Genomic DNA, 16454 nt, shown 5'->3' on the forward strand with positions numbered 1-16454 from the left:
TCCTTAAGAATCATAGCATTTCAACCTATTTCGCTTTCACTTGTAAATAAAATCGTTCTTCGTAGACTATGTTCCTTCCAAAATAAATGAATACATTTGCCTTACGTAAATCTTTAAAACTAATAGCATGAAACATTTTCTTTTAGCCATGGCTACTTTATGGTGTGTGGCAAGTACATTCTCCTCATTCGCGGCGGATAACAATAAATGGAAGCCTCTCTTCGGTAAAAATCTGGAAAACGCCAACTACAATCCGGAAGTTTGGAGCGAGACTGATGGCGTGTTAGGCGCCGTGAAGGACGAGTCTATCTGGACAAAGGATGAATATGAGAACTTCGAGCTGGATCTTGATTTTAAGACCGACGTGGGCACGAACAGCGGAGTAGTCGTTTACTGTACGGACACGAAGGATTGGATACCCAACTCGGTAGAAATACAGATAGCGGACGACCATTGTGAAAAATGGGGAAACGGCAAGCCGTATGAGAAATGCGGAGCCATTTACGGACATCTAGGCGCCGTGCAAGACAAGGTAGTCAAAAAACCCGGGGAGTGGAATCATATGCGTATCAAATGCGCCGGACAACATATCATGGTTATCCTCAACGGAAAGAAAGTTACCGAAATGGATATGAGCAAATGGACTTCCGGCACCAAGAACCCGGATGGAAGCGATATCCCAAGTTGGTTGCCCAAACCTTTCGCCGAATTACCGACCAAAGGATTTATCGGATTACAAGGAAAACATGGAGATTCATTAATCTGGTTCCGTAATATCAAGATTCGGAGTCTTTGATAGACCTATTATATAATGTACGTGAGGGGCCATAAACAGCCCCTCATCTATTTAAAAGACTCTCGTCCCTTTTCCTTGGTGAATCTCCGAGGCTTGCGTAATAATCACTTGCTTCACCCCGGCGTCTATCGCTTGGTAAGCGTTTTCCAGCTTCGGGATCATGCCCCCTTGGATAATTCCTTGTTCTACATATCCCTTAAACGCTATACGATCGATTTCCGGTATCACGCTCTCATCATCGTTCTCGTCCAACAAAACGCCTTTTTTCTCGAAACAGAACATCAATGTCACCTCAAAATGTTTTGCCAACGCTTTAGCGGCTTCTCCCGCTATCGTATCAGCGTTCGTATTCAACATATGGCCTTGCTTATCATGTGTAAGAGGAGCCAGTACCGGCACGATACCTTGATGGATAAGAGAGGCTAGCAAATCGGCATTCACCTCTTTCACGTCGCCTACGAAACCATAATCCACCTCTGCCACGGGACGTTTGTCGGAGCGCATCAAATTCATGTCCGCACCAGTCAATCCTAAAGCGTTTACGCCCAACGCCTGCAAGCCCGCTACGATGTTTTTATTCACCAACCCGCCATAGACCATTGTCACGACCTTCAAGGTCTCGGCATCTGTAATACGGCGACCGTTCACCATCTTGCTCTCGATCCCTAGTTGGGCGGCAAGCTTGGTAGCCGAGCGTCCTCCCCCATGCACCAAGACCTTATATCCCTCGATAGCAGCGAAATCGTTCAATAATTGACGAAGCGTTTCTTCTTCCTCAACGATCTTCCCTCCTACCTTTATCAAGACTAGTTTTTCCATACTTAATTCTTTTTTATAAAATTTTCTCGCCAAAGTTACTAAAAAAAGAAAGATTTGTATACATTTGCACTCGCAATGCGGTAGTAGCTCAGTTGGTAGAGCATCAGCTTCCCAAGCTGAGGGTCACGAGTTCGAGCCTCGCCTACCGCTCTATCAGGCATTAGGCGATTATCCAAATAAGGATGGTCTCCTAATTTTGTTTTATCTCCTCAATGCTCCTTCTAAAAGCAACGTCTGTTTCTCTAGCTAGAAACTAGAGTTTTGTGCAAGGGAAACTTCTGTTTCCTCATAGGAAAACTTTTGTTTTCCCTAGAAGAAACTAAAGTTTCTTAAAAAAAAAATCCGCAAAAAACTGCAACACTCTTATAATCAAAGACGTAACCAAGTTTCCTTTTCCCTTTATAATAAAAACAAAGCTATCTCTTTTCTCGACATAAAGCCATATGTTATGCTTAAACGATCTATACTGTTTAAGAAAAATAATCTACCTTTGCGTCAAATAATCAAGAAGAGAATGACAAAAAGCATATTTCTATTCCTGCTGGGGATTCTTTCCCTATCGGCGATGGCGCAACCCAAACTGAGCGAGGAAGCCCGTATCAGTCTGATGACCAGCGCACCGTACGATGAAGAGGTATTCACCGTGTACGGGCATGCCGCTCTACGCATATACGATCCCAAGCAAAATATAGATTATATATTCAATTACGGTATATTTGATTTCTCCAAACCTAATTTTATCTACCGATTCGCTAAAGGAGAGACGGATTATAAACTGGGAGTAGCCGATTTCCAAGACTACGTGATCGAGTACCAAATGCGGGGCAGCGATATCACGGAACAAGTATTGAACCTCACCCAAGAAGAGAAAGAACATATATGGGATGCCCTGCTTATTAATTACAGGCCGGAGAACAGGGTATATCGTTATAACTTCTTCTTCGATAATTGCGCTACCCGCCCTGCCGCGATCTTGGAAAAGGAGATCAACGGGAGCGTCGATTATCAGTATCCCTATCAATCCCAGACCTTCCGGGATCTTATTAATTATTGTACCCGAAACCATCCGTGGCTCACATTCGGATGCGACCTAGCGCTAGGCAGCCCCACCGACCGGGAGGCCACCCAACACGAGATGCTCTTCCTCCCCCCTTATCTAAAAGAAGCGTTCTCTAAAGCCACCATCACGGGCCCGGACGGGACAATCCGCCCATTGGTGAGCGAGACCCACGTGATCGGAGCCGGGGAAGCCGACGAGCCGGAAAAAGATATCTGGGATTTATTCACCCCTTTAGTCTGCGCTTGGCTTCTGTTCGGAATCGTTTTAGGGCTTACTTGGATCGAATGGCGCAAAAAAAAATACTTCCTGTGGGTGGATTGTGTCCTTTTCTCAGTAGCCGGAGCCGGAGGTGTCATCCTCTTCTTTCTTAGCTTCATATCCGTCCATCCCTGCACGTGGCCGAACTGGTCTTTGGTATGGTTACAGCCGCTCGATTTGATCGCTGTTATTTTGTTTTGCGTAAAAAAGCTGAAGAAGGCTGCATATTACTATCATTTTATTAACTTTGCGGCGCTTACGCTGATGTTACTGGGATGGCATTTCATTCCGCAACATCTAAACAGTGCCTTTATTCCGCTTGTAGCCTCGATTTGGGTTCGTTCGGGTTGGGGTGTTTACAGAAAGATATGGAGAATCGGATGAGAAAAATTATAACGTCACTTATCGCTATCCTCGTGGTAACAAACCTTGAGGCGCAGCAGCGTACCCCCAAATTGGTGGTATGTATTACTGTGGATCAGCTAAGGGGCGACTATATAGAATACTTTTATAATACATTTGGCGAACGGGGCTTCAAGCGTTTGATGAACGAGGGGTTGGTGTACAACAATATCCGCTTCGAGTTCTCTGACATAGACCAAGCCAGCGCGTTTGCGACTCTTTTTACCGGAAGCAACCCTTGCTTCAGCGGTATCGCCGGAGATAAGACGTTTGATTTCGAGAAAGAGAAAGAGGTCTCGATCTTAAATGATCCCGAATATCTGGGTAATTACACGAAAGAGAATTATTCGCCCAAGAATTTATTCAGTTCCACGATCGGCGACGAGTTGAAAATCGCCTCTCAAGGAAGAAGCGACGTATATTCCATCGCCCCGGATGCCGAGAGCGCCATCCTTTCCGCCGGACATGCGGCGAACGGAGCTTTCTGGATGGATAACACCAACGGGAAATGGGCTACCACGACGTATTATAAGGGAATCCCTTGGTACGTAGACCGCTATAATAACGGCCCGGAATCCTTGGCGTCACGCTTGGAAACCATGGTATGGACTCCTACCCTTCCGATGGAGAAATACGATGCCTTTCCTTACGTATTGGATGATCTACCTTTCCGCTATACGTTCAGCGAGAAGTTCGCGAACTGCTATCCGAACCTAAAGACCTCGCCGTTCATCAATAAGGAGATCAATCGTTTGGCCCTCCAGTTCCTAGAGTACGGAGGGTTTGGTACACGCAGTTGCCCGGATATGTTATCTATCACGTACTACGCAGGCAATTACCGGGGTACGATGAGCAAGGAATACACCCGGGAGATTCAAGATACGTATTACCAACTCGATCAAGACATCGAGAAGCTATTGGATACGATCGACAAGAAAGTGGGCTTGGCCAATACATTGGTAGTCTTCACCGGTTCCGGTTATTATAAAAGCGAGGAGTCTTATCCGGACGGCTTGATGGTGAACGGTGGCGAGTTTCACCCGAAACGTTGTCTAGCCCTGCTTAATATGTACTTGATGGCCATTTACGGCCAACATACCAGCTGGGTACAAGGATACTACGACAACCAGATCTACTTGAACCGCAAGGCGATAGAAGACGCCAAGCTGGATTTGACGACTTTACAGAACAAGGCCGCCGAATTCATACAGGAATTTAGTGGCGTACAACTCGTCACTACGGGTAGAAGCTTGCTTACGGGTGACTGGAACGAGGGAACCGCCAAATTCCGTCAAGGTACGCATCATCTGAGACGGGGCGATCTGATCATCGAGTTGCAACCCGGTTGGAAAGTGAACCTCGACAATCCGAAAGAAAAAGTCAAGATTATACGCAATAATGCTGTTATCACCCCGCTGGTATTTATGGGCAACGGGTTGAAACCCCAACATATCTACCGCGAAGTCAAGGCCACTGAGGTAGCCCCCACGGTAACCCATGTGCTAAGAATCAGGCCACCAAACGCTACGCAAAGCTTGCCGCTCTGGGAGCTGACAACCAAATAATAGAGAATTGATTATTAAAGTTGATAATTATCAAGGGTTGTGGCTCTTCTTTCTATTTATTATTATCTAATTATTCAAACAACAAAGTAATAACAGACGATAGTTGCTCAACTATCCATTAACATAAGAATCATGGGATTTAATGAGTTTATGACGAAGCTGTTCGGCAATAAGTCGCAGCGTGACCTTAAAGAAATCACACCTTACGTAGATAAGGTAAAGGCCGTATATCCGTCAATCAAGGCACTCTCGAACGATGAGTTGCGTGCGAAAACAGATGAGATCAAACAACGTATCCAAGACTACGTAGCCGAGGAGAAAGCGCAAGTGGAAGAGCTTCGCAAAGGCATCGAGGATAAGGAACTGGAAGAACGTGAGGCGATCTGGGCCGAGGTAGATAAAATTGAGAAAGCCATCACGGACAAGATGGAAGTAGTACTGGAGCAATCCTTGCCCGAGGTATTCGCCATCATGAAAGATACGGCCCGCCGTTTCGCCGAGAATGAGGAAGTGGTAGTTACCGCTAACCAATTCGACCGGGATCTGGCCGCTCGTTTCGACTTTGTCCGCATCGAGGACGATAAGGCGATCTACGCCAATCACTGGAAAGCCGGTGGTAACGAGATCACTTGGGATATGATCCATTACGACGTTCAGCTATTCGGTGGCGTCGTTCTTCATAAAGGTAAGATCGCCGAGATGGCTACCGGTGAAGGTAAGACCTTGGTGGCTACCCTTCCGGTATTCTTGAACGCCTTGACACGTAACGGTGTACACGTGGTAACCGTGAATGATTACTTGTCAAAACGTGACTCCGAGTGGATGGGACCGCTTTATATGTTCCACGGGCTTTCCGTAGACTGTATCGATAAGCACCAGCCGAATTCCGAGGCTCGCCGTAAGGCTTATGAGGCGGATATCACGTTCGGTACGAACAACGAGTTCGGTTTCGACTACTTGCGCGACAATATGGCGATCAGCCCGAAAGACTTGGTACAACGCAAGCATAACTACTCCATCGTCGATGAGGTGGACTCCGTATTGATCGATGACGCTCGTACGCCGCTGATCATCTCCGGACCGATCCCTCGTGGCGAGGAACAATTATTCGAGCAATTCCGCCCGAACGTGGAGGTTGTCGTGAACGCGCAGAAAGACCTTTGCTCCAAACTATTGATCGAGGCCAAGAAGAAAATGGCTAGCGACGACCAGAAGGTCGTTGAGGAAGGCTCTATCCTTCTGTACCGCTCCTTCAAGGGATATCCCCGCAACAAGGCGTTGATCAAGTTCTTAAGCGAGCAAGGCGTAAAGGCCCAAATGTTGAAGACGGAAGAATATTTCATGTCCGAGAACATGCGCCATATGCACGAGGCGACCGATGAGTTGTATTTCGTGATCGACGAGAAGAACAACAGTATCGAATTGACGGATAAAGGTATCGACCTATTGACCGGTAAGACGGACGACCCGACCTTCTTCGTACTTCCCGATATCACTTCCCAATTATCCCAATTGGAGAATATGACAGGAACCGAGGAAGAGAAACAGGCCCAAAAGGACGAGATATTGGCGAACTATTCCGTCAAGAGCGAGCGTGTACATACCATCAACCAATTATTGAAAGCTTACACCTTATTCGAGAAGGATGATGAGTATGTGGTTATGGACAACAAGGTCATGATCGTTGACGAGCAGACGGGTCGTATCATGGACGGACGTCGTTATTCCGATGGCCTGCACCAAGCGATCGAGGCTAAGGAACGTGTAAAGGTAGAGGCCGCTACACAAACATTCGCCACGATCACCTTGCAGAACTACTTCCGTATGTACCATAAGTTGTCCGGTATGACCGGTACGGCGGAGACGGAAGCAGGCGAGTTCTGGGATATCTACAAATTGGACGTAGTAGTGATCCCGACCAACCGACCGATCGCCCGTAACGATATGAACGATCGTATCTACAAGACAAAACGTGAGAAATATAACGCTGTTATCGAGGAAATCGTTCAGCTGACGGAAGCAGGCCGTCCGGTATTGGTGGGAACAACATCCGTAGAGATCTCCGAGCTATTGAGCCGTATGCTTACGATGCGTAAGATCCAGCACAATGTATTGAACGCTAAGTTGCACCAGAAAGAGGCCGAGATCGTGGCCTTGGCGGGTCAAAAGAGTACGGTTACGATCGCTACCAACATGGCCGGTCGTGGTACCGATATCAAGCTGTCCAAGGACGTGAAAGACGCAGGCGGTTTGGCTATCATCGGTACGGAACGCCATGAGAGCCGTCGTGTAGACCGTCAGTTACGTGGTCGTGCCGGACGTCAGGGAGACCCGGGTTCTTCCGTATTCTTCGTTTCACTGGAAGACGACTTGATGCGTTTATTCGCTTCCGAGAAGATCGCCGGCTTGATGGATAAGCTTGGTTTCAAGGAAGGCGAGGTTCTGGAGCACAATATGTTGAGCAAGTCCGTAGAACGTGCCCAGAAGAAGGTAGAGGAAAACAACTTCGGTATCCGTAAACGTCTGTTGGAATACGACGACGTGATGAACTCGCAACGTAACGTAATCTACACCCGCCGTCGCCACGCCTTGATGGGAGAGCGTATCGGTCTGGACGTATTGAACACGATTTACGATACTTCTACAGCTATCGCCGATCAACACGCCGAGGACTTCGAGGGCTTCAAGTTGGAATTGTTCAAGACATTCGCCATGGAAAGCCCGTTCACGGAAGACGAATTCAAGAGCATGAAACCGGAGCAACTCGTAGAGAAATTGTTCGAGGAGGCATTGAAGACTTATAAACGTCGTATGGAACGCATGACGCAAGTCGCTCACCCGGTCATCAAGCAAGTGTACGAGAATCAAGGAGCGATGTACGAGAATATCATGATCCCTATCACGGACGGCAAGCGCATGTATAATGTATCTTGCAACCTGAAAGAGGCTTACGACACGGAATGTAAGGCAATCGTTAAATCCTTCCAGAAATCAATCGTATTGCATATGATCGACGAGGGATGGAAAGAGCATCTACGTGAGATGGATGAGCTGCGCCACTCCGTACAAAACGCTAGCTACGAGAACAAGGATCCTTTGTTGATCTACAAACTTGAATCTTACAACCTGTTCAAGACAATGGTAGACAACATGAACCGTAAGACAGCCGCCATCTTGATGCGTGGACAGATCCCGGTACGTGAGGAGCCGACCGAGGAGCAACGCCAAGCCATGCAAGCCCGTCAAGCGGCCGTAGCCCAGCAAGCCGCCCAAGCGATCGCCGAGGAAAGAGCCCGTCAACGTATCGCCGTACAAGAGGCCGCCCCGGAGAAGCACGAGGATATGAGCCGTTACCGCACGGAGAAAACAGACTTGAGCGGAAACAACACCCAAGCCGAGGCACCTCAACCGAAGCAAGCTCCGGTCCGTGCCGAGAAACGAGTAGGACGCAATGATCCATGTCCTTGCGGAAGTGGCAAGAAATACAAGAACTGCCACGGACAAGGTTTATAAGGAACAAGAAATAAGATAAAAAAAGAGGGACAGAATACCAATCTGTTCCTCTTTTTTGTATATTGCAGGCATATAAACCCATTAAATGCTACCATTATGATTATTGGAATTCCAAAAGAAATCAAGAACAACGAGAACAGGGTAGCTCTTACTCCCGCCGGAGCCAAAGAGTTGGTGAAAAGAGGTCATACCGTGTATGTGCAACACACGGCTGGTATAAACAGTGGTTTCGCCGATGACGCCTATGTGGCGGCAGGGGCCCGGATACTCCCGGCCATTGAGGATGTATATGGAATTGCCGAAATGATCGTAAAAGTAAAAGAGCCGATCGCCAGCGAATATCCCTTGGTACGCAAAGGACAGCTTGTCTTCACCTACTTCCATTTCGCATCCGACGAGGCTCTCACCCTTGCCATGATAAAGAGCGGCTCCATCTGTCTGGCTTACGAGACCGTGGAGAACCCAGATCATACGTTACCCCTTTTGATTCCTATGAGTGAGGTGGCCGGACGCATGTCCGTACAGGAAGGCGCCCGTTTCCTTGAGAAACCGCAAGGTGGCAAAGGCGTATTGCTAGGTGGCGTGCCAGGCGTGAAACCGGGTAAGGTATTAGTTTTAGGCGGTGGTGTGGTAGGCCACAACGCCGCCTTGATGGCCGCCGGGCTAGGCGCCGATGTCACGATTGCCGACATCTCGCTTCCCCGCTTGCGCTATCTGTCCGAGACGATGCCGAAAAACGTGAAGACATTGTTCTCTTCCACGCATACGATCGAACAGGAATTACCCACAACCGATTTAGTGATCGGCGCCGTATTAATCCCCGGAGCCAAGGCCCCGCACTTGATCACCCGGGATATGTTGAAGTTATTAAAACCGGGCAGCGTATTGGTAGACGTAGCCATCGATCAAGGCGGTTGCTTCGAGACCTCCCATCCGACTACGCACGCCAATCCGGTTTATGAGATAGACGATATCCTCCATTACTGCGTAGCCAACATTCCGGGAGCGGTCCCGCAGACTTCCACGTTAGCCTTGACCAACGCTACCCTGCCGTACGTGATCAAGCTTGCCGACAGAGGTTGGGAAAAAGCCTGCGAAGAAGATCCGGGCCTAGAACTGGGATTAAACATCGTGGAAGGAAAGATTGTCTACCCCGCCGTGGCTGAGGCTTTTCCTTCACTCAAAGCATAAGTTTCAAAGAATCTTTCATCAGTAGGGATTGCCGTAAGCAATCCCTTTTTTATGTTTTCTATTTTTATTGTTTTCTAAAAAACGTAAAATATCTTGGCTTCTTTTCCCGCACGCCTTAACTTAGAGCACAAAATCAATCAAATTTAATAATTACCATGAAGAAAATTGTTTTATTAGTGGCTTTATGCCTATGTGTCGGAAACCTATTCGCACAAGACGCTGACAAATTAAGAGATGAAGGTGACGCTGCTTTGAAAGCAAAAGATTACGCTACCGTCGTAACAAAATACGGCGAATACTTGAAACAAAACAATTACCAAGACACCGCCCGTATCTTCAATTGCGGATACGCCGCTAATCAAGCGAAGAACTACGCCGAGGCCGCCAAATACTTCGACATGGCTGTTAAGATGAACTACAACGTAGACGACTCTTATGTAGGCGAGGCTATGGCTTACCGTAACTTAAACAAGACTGAAGAATTCCTGACTACGGTAAAAGAGGGATTAAAAGTGATTCCCGATGGAAACAAGAATAAGACCAATCTGGAAAAGTTGCTTTACGGTTACTGCATCAAACAAGGACAAGCCGCCCAAAAGAAGGGAGATCTGGCCGGTGCCGAGAAAATGTACAAAGAGGTCCTAGCCGTATCGAACAAGGATTACCAGAGCAACGCTTACTACAGCCTTGGCGCCATGCTGTATGGCAACGGAGCGAAGATATTACAGGCCGCTACCCCGATCGCTACTTCCGAGCCGGATAAATACAACGCCGAGAAAGCGAAAGCCGACAAAGACTTCAAGCAAGCGAAAGAATATTTGACAAAGGCTGTCGAACTCGACCCGAAAGACGAGAACTCCAAGAAGATCCTCGCTTCTATCAACGACATCCTGAAATAAGAAAGAGGACTTTATTCATACAAAAAAACCTCCCGGATCACATAGAAAAGTGATCCGGGAGGTTTTTTGTATCTAGTTGTAGAGACGTACACTACTTGAAGAAGAACCTAAATATATCATTTCCATTCGCATAGATCAATAAAGCGAACAGGATAAACATACCTGCCATTTGGGCATACTCTAGGAATTTATCGCTCGGTTTGCGACGGGCCACTACCTCATAGATCAAGAACATCACGTGTCCGCCATCCAAGGCCGGAATCGGCAAGATATTCATGAACGCCAAGATGATAGATAGAAAAGCCGTACGTTCCCAGAAAATCCGCCAATCCCAGACAGACGGGAACAATCCGCCGATCGTACCGAAACCACCCAAACTGGAGGCACCTTCCTTCGTAAACACATATTTCATGTCGTTCACATATCCCTTCAAGGTATTAATACCTAATTTAATACCGGCGGGGAACGACTCGAAGAAACCGTATTTGCGGGTCACGGTCTGATAGAGATCCGTAGGCAACATCACCGCTACGCCAATTTTCCCGGCCGAGTCCGTCCTCATGGTCAAGGACTCCAACTGGCCGTTCCGGTAGAAATCTACCGTCACCTCTTCGCTCTTATTCTCTGACAATAACCCAGAGGCATCATAAAACGTCGGGGTAGCCACACCGTTAATAGCCACCACGCTATCCTTCGGCAGCATGCCGGCAAGAGCCGCCGGGGCATTCTTGTCGGGAAGCTCACGAACGACCATCGGGATACGCAAAGGATCGGCGAAGCCTTTTCCGTCACGCATGCAACGTTGCATCATATCCTCCGGTATGGAGATCACGGTCTCCCGCCCGTCACGGAGCACCGTCACGGTCTTCGCCTCCACCACCTTGCGGAAACTGTCGCTACCGAAACGCTCCAACTCCTCATTGTCCGCTCTCAGCAAAATATCGCCGTCCTGAAAACCGACGTTCTGGAACGTCTCGCTATAATTCATACCCATCTTCATGTTCTTCAAAGGCAAGTACGTATCGCCCCACGTAAACAAGATCATGGAATAAATAAACAAAGCCAGCAAGAAGTTGAACACCACGCCCGCTACCATAATCATCAAACGCTGTCCGGCCGGCTTGGAGCGGAACTCGTAAGGCTTGGGCGGCTGGGCCATCGCCTCCTTGTCCATACTCTCGTCGATCATACCGGAGATCTTACAATATCCTCCCAACGGAAGCCAGCCTACGCCGTATTCCGTGTCACTGTTTTTCGGCTTGTACTTGAATAGCGAGAACCACGGATCGAAGAAGAGGTAGAACTTCTCTACCCGCACCTTGAAAATCCGGGCGAAGATAAAATGCCCGAACTCGTGGACAATCACCAGTATCGATAAGCTCAAGATAAGCTGTAACGCCTTAATCAAAAAAGTTTCCATCTACTATTGTTTGTTCTGTTTTAAATTATTTCAAAATAACTCGGCCGCTAACCGTCTTGCCTCCGCATCGGTAGCCACATAATCCTCATACGAGGGATTGACGATAAACGAGGCTTTCCGCATGGTCTGCTCGATCACGTCGCTCATTTGCAAGAAGCCGATACGATCTTGCAGGAAAGCGGCCACCACCACCTCATTGGCGGCATTCAAGATACAGGGCATATTCCCTCCTTGGCGGGCCGCCTCGAAAGCGAAAGCCAAGTTGCGGAAACGTTCCATATCCGGCTCCTCGAACGTCAAGGTCGAATATTGGTTGAAATCCAGACGGGGCGCCATGCTCCTCATACGTGTCGGGAACGAGAAAGCGTAGGCGATCGGCAATTTCATGTCGGGAATTCCCAGCTGGGCGATCACGGCGCCATCCTCAAACTGCACCATCGAGTGGATCACCGACTGCGGGTGCACCACCACCTGTACCTGATCCGGCGTGACATCGAACAACCATTTCGCCTCGATCATCTCGAAGCCCTTGTTCATCATCGAGGCCGAGTCTATCGTGATCTTCGCCCCCATCGTCCAGTTCGGATGCCTCAAGGCCTGCGCCTTCGTCACGGTAGCCAGCTCCTCCAGCGTCTTCCGCCGGAACGGACCACCGGAAGCCGTCAGCAAGATCTTCTCGATCGGATTATCATACGCACCTGTTAAACATTGAAAAATGGCCGAATGTTCCGAGTCCACCGGCAAGATAGGCACCTTATGCTCGGCGGCCAGCTTCATGATCAGCTCGCCGGCCACGACCAATGTCTCCTTATTCGCCAAGGCGATCGCCTTTCCCGCCTTGATCGCCGAGATCGTCGGTCGCAAGCCGGAATAGCCCACCATCGCCGTCAGCACCATATCGATCGGCTCCGACTGCACCATCTGGGCGATAGCGTCGGCACCCGCCCATACCTTGATCGGCAAGTCCTCCAAGGCCTCTTTCAGCTCGGGATATTTCCGCTCATTGGCGATCACCACCACCTCCGGCATATATTTCCGGGCCTGATTGATCAATAAGTCCACTTGGTTATTTGCGGTCAAGGCATACACCTCGAAAAGATCGGAATGCTCGCTCACTACCTCCAAGGCTTGGGTCCCGATGGAACCGGTCGAGCCTAATATCGCTAACTGTCTTTTTTTCATGGATTATCAAAAAGCTATATATTCTTCCGGATTCACCGGATTGCCCTTATACCACAACTCGAAATGCAGGTGCGGTCCGGTAGACAACTCTCCCGTATTCCCGACCAGAGCGATCGCCTCACCGGCTACCACATGGTCTCCCACCTCTTTCAGCAACAATTCGTTGTGCTTATAAACCGAGATGAATCCGTTCTTATGTTGTATTTGAATTACGTTTCCGTGGTTCGGATCGAAACCGGTATAGATCACCGTACCATCCAACGTAGCCAAGACACTCTCCTTCGGGGCCGCGGCTAGATCCACGCCATAATGATGGACATCCGTCTCATAATGAGAGGTGACCACGCCATTCACGGGCTTATAGAAAAAGACCCCCTCGGTCGGTACCTTGCCCGGGTCGGTCAATACCGATAAATTATATTTCTCCTCTTCCTCGTAATCTTTCACGAAGCGAGTCTCTTCCTTACTACGAGGAATCTCATAGTTAATATCGTTGCTAGCCAAAGAATCTATCTGACGGATCGAGTCCAAGGGCATCGTACCGGAAAGGATTCCGGCCACGTTATCCAGATAAAGGGACTGGATCTCGATCATACGCTCCAACGAATCCGCCCGCAAGGCATTCTGCATAATCTCCTTGCGAACCTCCACGTCGAGATAACCCGGCAAGTAGTTGCGAATCGGTGTCTTGATGATGATAAAAGCGGTAACGGCGATCAAGAAAAAGGCGAACACCGCCAAAGTGACAAACGCCGATAACTGCGAAAGCCGGAAAGACCACACCTCCTCCAACGTCCCCTCATTGATAAAGGAAAGTTTATATTTAAACCGGATCCGGTGCCAAAACGATTTCGTATTCTTCTTTTTCAACCCCTAATTTTCAATTATCAATTATCAATTCTATAAGTCCCTCCGGCAAAGACACCGTGAGGCTACGGGCCTCATGGTCGGCCTCGGTGATCAACTCCTCCACGGCGGGGATCAACAGCTCCTCGCCTTTATGATCGACACGCAGAAGGACGTTGATTGTCGTCTCATCCACGTCTGTTATCTCTCCTAAATAGCCTTTCTGTACGTCCGTCACGGTATAACCGATAAAACTGTCCCACGTCATATCCCCCACGAGATCCTCCTCGTCCACGGCGTCCAAAGGATAAAACACCTCCTTACCTACAAACATGCGGGCATCCTCCTCGGAATTCACGTCCTCCAGTTTCACCAAGACCACCGTATCGGTCTTATAGCGGAAATCCGCCACGAAGAACGGTACCAAGATACCATCCATCTCGCAAACAATGTACGGGTCCTCGGCATCTTCCAGCACATCGCTGTTCGTCACCAACGACAACTCCCCCTTGATGCCATGGGGCTTGGCAAACTGCCCGATCTTGAAAACCTCTTCTTCTCTAATCATCGCCTAAAATCTTTAAATCCTCGTGATACGTGCCCCGATCTGGTTCAATCGCTTATCGATCCCTTGATATCCCCGGTCGATCTGGTCTATATTATGGATCGTGCTGGTACCTTCGGCGCTCATGGCGGCGATCAGCAAGGCGATACCCGCGCGAATATCCGGGGATACCATCGTAGAGCCCCGTAGCTTGAAGCGGTTACCCAGCCCGATCACCGTAGCCCGGTGCGGGTCGCAAAGGATGATCTGGGCTCCCATATCGATTAGCTTGTCCACAAAGAACAAGCGGCTCTCAAACATTTTCTGGTGGATCAGCACGCTCCCCACGGATTGCGTAGCCACTACGAGAAATACGCTCAGCAAGTCCGGCGTAAGCCCCGGCCAAGGAGCGTCGGCGATGGTCATGATAGAACCATCGATAAACGTATCGATCTCGTAGGAATCATGCCGAGGGATATAAATATCATCGCCTCGCTGCTCCACGGTAATACCCAAGCGGCGAAAAGCGTCCGGGATGATCCCCAGCTTATCATATCCTGTATTCTTGATGGTGATCTCCGATCCGGTCATAGCGGCCATACCGATAAAGCTACCCACCTCGATCATATCGGGGAGGATGGTATGCTCCGTGCCGGAAAGCGACCGTACACCTTCTATCGTCAATAGGTTAGAACCGACACCTGAGATTCTCGCTCCCATGCGGTTCAGCATCGTGGAAAGTTGTTGCAGGTAAGGCTCGCAGGCGGCGTTATAGATCGTCGTCACCCCCTCGGCCAGCACGGCAGCCATCAAGATATTCGCCGTTCCGGTCACGGAAGCCTCGTCGAGCAGCATATAAGCGCCTTTCAACTGGCGTGCCTCTATCTCGTATACTTGCCGCCCGGCGTCGTAGCTAAAGCAAGCGCCCAGCTTCTGGATTCCCACGAAGTGCGTATCCAGCCGGCGTCGCCCGATCTTGTCGCCACCCGGTTTCGGGATCAGCGCCCTGCCGAAGCGGGCTACCAACGGGCCTACGATCATCACGGAACCCCGCAGGCTACCACTCTTGCGCAGGAACTCCTCAGTACTCAAATACTCCATGTCCACGTCGTCCGCCTGAAAGGTATAGGTATCGGCGGACGGATGCTCCACCTTGACCCTCATATCCCTAAGGAGCTGGATTAAGTTATTCACGTCCAAGATATCGGGCACATTGTGTATGGTCACCTTCTCCGGAGTTAGCAATGTCGCGCAGATCACCTCCAACGCCTCATTCTTGGCGCCTTGCGGAACGATCTCGCCGGACAAGCGATAACCACCTTCTATAACGAACGAGCTCATCTGCCTTTACGCGTAAAGTTCCTTTTGTTGCCGCCACTGTTATTACGGGCCAAGATATCACGGCTCTCGGCCAATTTGTGTTCCTCCTCGCTCAATACGATCTTGCCGCTAGACAGCTCGTCCAGATCCTTGAAGATCTTACGGTCGTCCACGCTTTCCTTGTTCCAAGTAAGGAACGATTTCTTCATCTGGTTTGCCAGCAGCCGCACGAGCTGGTCTTTCTCCATACCGGGTTGCAGCTCCGTGGCCTTGCGGATCATCAGCTCCAAGGTCTTTCCGTAATGGCGGTAGCGTATACGGTTATTGTTGTACGGGATACGAGGCGGACGGCTATACAGGTTCTCCTTCTTGATGATCTCGTACGGATAGTCTATATCGAGCTTAAAATCGGCCATGATCGCCAGATGATCCCAGAGGATATGCTTAAAGTCGTTTACGTCACGCAAATGCGGGAACATGTTTCCCATGATGTTGATAATCGTGTTGGCGCAACGCTTGCGCTCTTCCCGGTCTTGGATAGTCACGCAATAGTCCACCATATTTTGGATATTGCGTCCGTATTCGGGCAAAGTCAATCTTTTTCCTTCTGTATTGTATTTCATTCTTTACATTTTGTTT

At 49.1% G+C, this 16454-nt stretch carries 13 protein-coding genes and 1 tRNA gene; 7 read left to right on the forward strand and 7 right to left on the reverse strand.

Annotated elements, in window-relative coordinates; translation table 11 throughout:
- The first annotated feature begins 127 nt into the window (after nt 1–127).
- The gene (locus CI960_RS12565; protein WP_005855615.1) at nt 128–796 is read left to right on the forward strand and encodes a DUF1080 domain-containing protein; all 669 of its coding nucleotides are present in this window, start codon (nt 128–130) and stop codon (nt 794–796) included.
- A 51-nt stretch (nt 797–847) separates the two neighbouring features.
- On the opposite strand, the gene argB is transcribed toward CI960_RS12565, so the two are convergent.
- Nucleotides 848–1615 (reverse strand): acetylglutamate kinase, encoded by a 768-nt coding sequence (gene argB, locus CI960_RS12570; protein WP_005855613.1) that lies wholly within the window; start codon nt 1613–1615, stop codon nt 848–850.
- Between the two features lie 77 nt (nt 1616–1692).
- Here argB and CI960_RS12575 point away from each other — a divergent pair.
- From CI960_RS12575 to CI960_RS12600, 6 genes are all read left to right on the forward strand, one after another.
- Nucleotides 1693–1765 (forward strand) — tRNA-Gly (locus tag CI960_RS12575).
- 364 nt (nt 1766–2129) lie between these two features.
- On the forward strand, nt 2130–3317 hold the full coding sequence (locus tag CI960_RS12580) for a DUF4105 domain-containing protein (RefSeq protein ID WP_005855611.1): 1188 nt from the start codon (nt 2130–2132) through the stop codon (nt 3315–3317).
- A complete protein-coding gene (locus CI960_RS12585) occupies nt 3314–4900 on the forward strand; it encodes an alkaline phosphatase family protein (RefSeq protein ID WP_005855609.1) in 1587 nt (528 codons plus the stop codon). Before CI960_RS12580 ends, CI960_RS12585 begins: the two co-directional genes overlap by 4 nt.
- A gap of 132 nt (nt 4901–5032) precedes the next feature.
- Nucleotides 5033–8413: a preprotein translocase subunit SecA gene (gene secA, locus CI960_RS12590; protein WP_005855607.1), complete on the forward strand. Its 3381-nt coding sequence runs from the start codon at nt 5033–5035 to the stop codon at nt 8411–8413.
- Nucleotides 8414–8509: 96 nt separating this feature from the next.
- Entirely contained in the window at nt 8510–9604 is a 1095-nt protein-coding gene (gene ald, locus CI960_RS12595; protein ID WP_005855604.1) for an alanine dehydrogenase, read from the forward strand.
- Between the two features lie 155 nt (nt 9605–9759).
- On the forward strand, nt 9760–10503 hold the full coding sequence (locus tag CI960_RS12600; RefSeq protein WP_005855602.1) for a lipopolysaccharide assembly protein LapB: 744 nt from the start codon (nt 9760–9762) through the stop codon (nt 10501–10503).
- A gap of 91 nt (nt 10504–10594) precedes the next feature.
- On the opposite strand, the gene rseP is transcribed toward CI960_RS12600, so the two are convergent.
- From rseP to CI960_RS12630, 6 genes are read right to left on the reverse strand one after another with little or no spacing between them, the layout of a single operon-like run.
- Entirely contained in the window at nt 10595–11923 is a 1329-nt protein-coding gene (rseP, locus tag CI960_RS12605) for an RIP metalloprotease RseP (RefSeq protein ID WP_005855599.1), read from the reverse strand.
- A 30-nt stretch (nt 11924–11953) separates the two neighbouring features.
- Nucleotides 11954–13105, reverse strand: a complete 1152-nt coding sequence (locus CI960_RS12610) for a 1-deoxy-D-xylulose-5-phosphate reductoisomerase (RefSeq protein ID WP_005855595.1) — start codon at nt 13103–13105, stop codon at nt 11954–11956.
- Between the two features lie 6 nt (nt 13106–13111).
- Nucleotides 13112–13975, reverse strand: a complete 864-nt coding sequence (locus CI960_RS12615) for a M23 family metallopeptidase (protein WP_005855593.1) — start codon at nt 13973–13975, stop codon at nt 13112–13114.
- A gap of 10 nt (nt 13976–13985) precedes the next feature.
- The gene (gene rimM, locus CI960_RS12620) at nt 13986–14519 is read right to left on the reverse strand and encodes a ribosome maturation factor RimM (RefSeq protein WP_005855590.1); all 534 of its coding nucleotides are present in this window, start codon (nt 14517–14519) and stop codon (nt 13986–13988) included.
- A 12-nt stretch (nt 14520–14531) separates the two neighbouring features.
- A complete protein-coding gene (murA, locus tag CI960_RS12625; RefSeq protein ID WP_005855586.1) occupies nt 14532–15836 on the reverse strand; it encodes a UDP-N-acetylglucosamine 1-carboxyvinyltransferase in 1305 nt (434 codons plus the stop codon).
- Nucleotides 15833–16438, reverse strand: a complete 606-nt coding sequence (locus CI960_RS12630; RefSeq protein ID WP_005855584.1) for a DUF4290 domain-containing protein — start codon at nt 16436–16438, stop codon at nt 15833–15835. Before CI960_RS12630 ends, murA begins: the two co-directional genes overlap by 4 nt.
- Between the last annotated feature and the right edge of the window lie 16 nt (nt 16439–16454).

It is taken from the genome of Parabacteroides sp. CT06 (assembly GCF_002257605.1).
GTDB classification, from domain to species: domain Bacteria; phylum Bacteroidota; class Bacteroidia; order Bacteroidales; family Tannerellaceae; genus Parabacteroides; species Parabacteroides distasonis.

Excerpts from the sequence above, each read along its gene's own strand:
- rseP (WP_005855599.1), bottom strand. The coding sequence starts at position 11,923 with ATGGAAACTTTTTTGATTAAGGCGTTACAGCTTATCTTGAGCTTATCG.
- CI960_RS12580 (WP_005855611.1), top strand. The coding sequence starts at position 2,130 with ATGACAAAAAGCATATTTCTATTCCTGCTGGGGATTCTTTCCCTATCG.
- CI960_RS12630 (WP_005855584.1), bottom strand. The coding sequence starts at position 16,438 with ATGAAATACAATACAGAAGGAAAAAGATTGACTTTGCCCGAATACGGA.
- rimM (WP_005855590.1), bottom strand. The coding sequence starts at position 14,519 with ATGATTAGAGAAGAAGAGGTTTTCAAGATCGGGCAGTTTGCCAAGCCC.
- ald (WP_005855604.1), top strand. The coding sequence starts at position 8,510 with ATGATTATTGGAATTCCAAAAGAAATCAAGAACAACGAGAACAGGGTA.
- secA (WP_005855607.1), top strand. The coding sequence starts at position 5,033 with ATGGGATTTAATGAGTTTATGACGAAGCTGTTCGGCAATAAGTCGCAG.
- CI960_RS12565 (WP_005855615.1), top strand. The coding sequence starts at position 128 with ATGAAACATTTTCTTTTAGCCATGGCTACTTTATGGTGTGTGGCAAGT.
- argB (WP_005855613.1), bottom strand. The coding sequence starts at position 1,615 with ATGGAAAAACTAGTCTTGATAAAGGTAGGAGGGAAGATCGTTGAGGAA.
- CI960_RS12600 (WP_005855602.1), top strand. The coding sequence starts at position 9,760 with ATGAAGAAAATTGTTTTATTAGTGGCTTTATGCCTATGTGTCGGAAAC.
- CI960_RS12585 (WP_005855609.1), top strand. The coding sequence starts at position 3,314 with ATGAGAAAAATTATAACGTCACTTATCGCTATCCTCGTGGTAACAAAC.
- murA (WP_005855586.1), bottom strand. The coding sequence starts at position 15,836 with ATGAGCTCGTTCGTTATAGAAGGTGGTTATCGCTTGTCCGGCGAGATC.
- CI960_RS12610 (WP_005855595.1), bottom strand. The coding sequence starts at position 13,105 with ATGAAAAAAAGACAGTTAGCGATATTAGGCTCGACCGGTTCCATCGGG.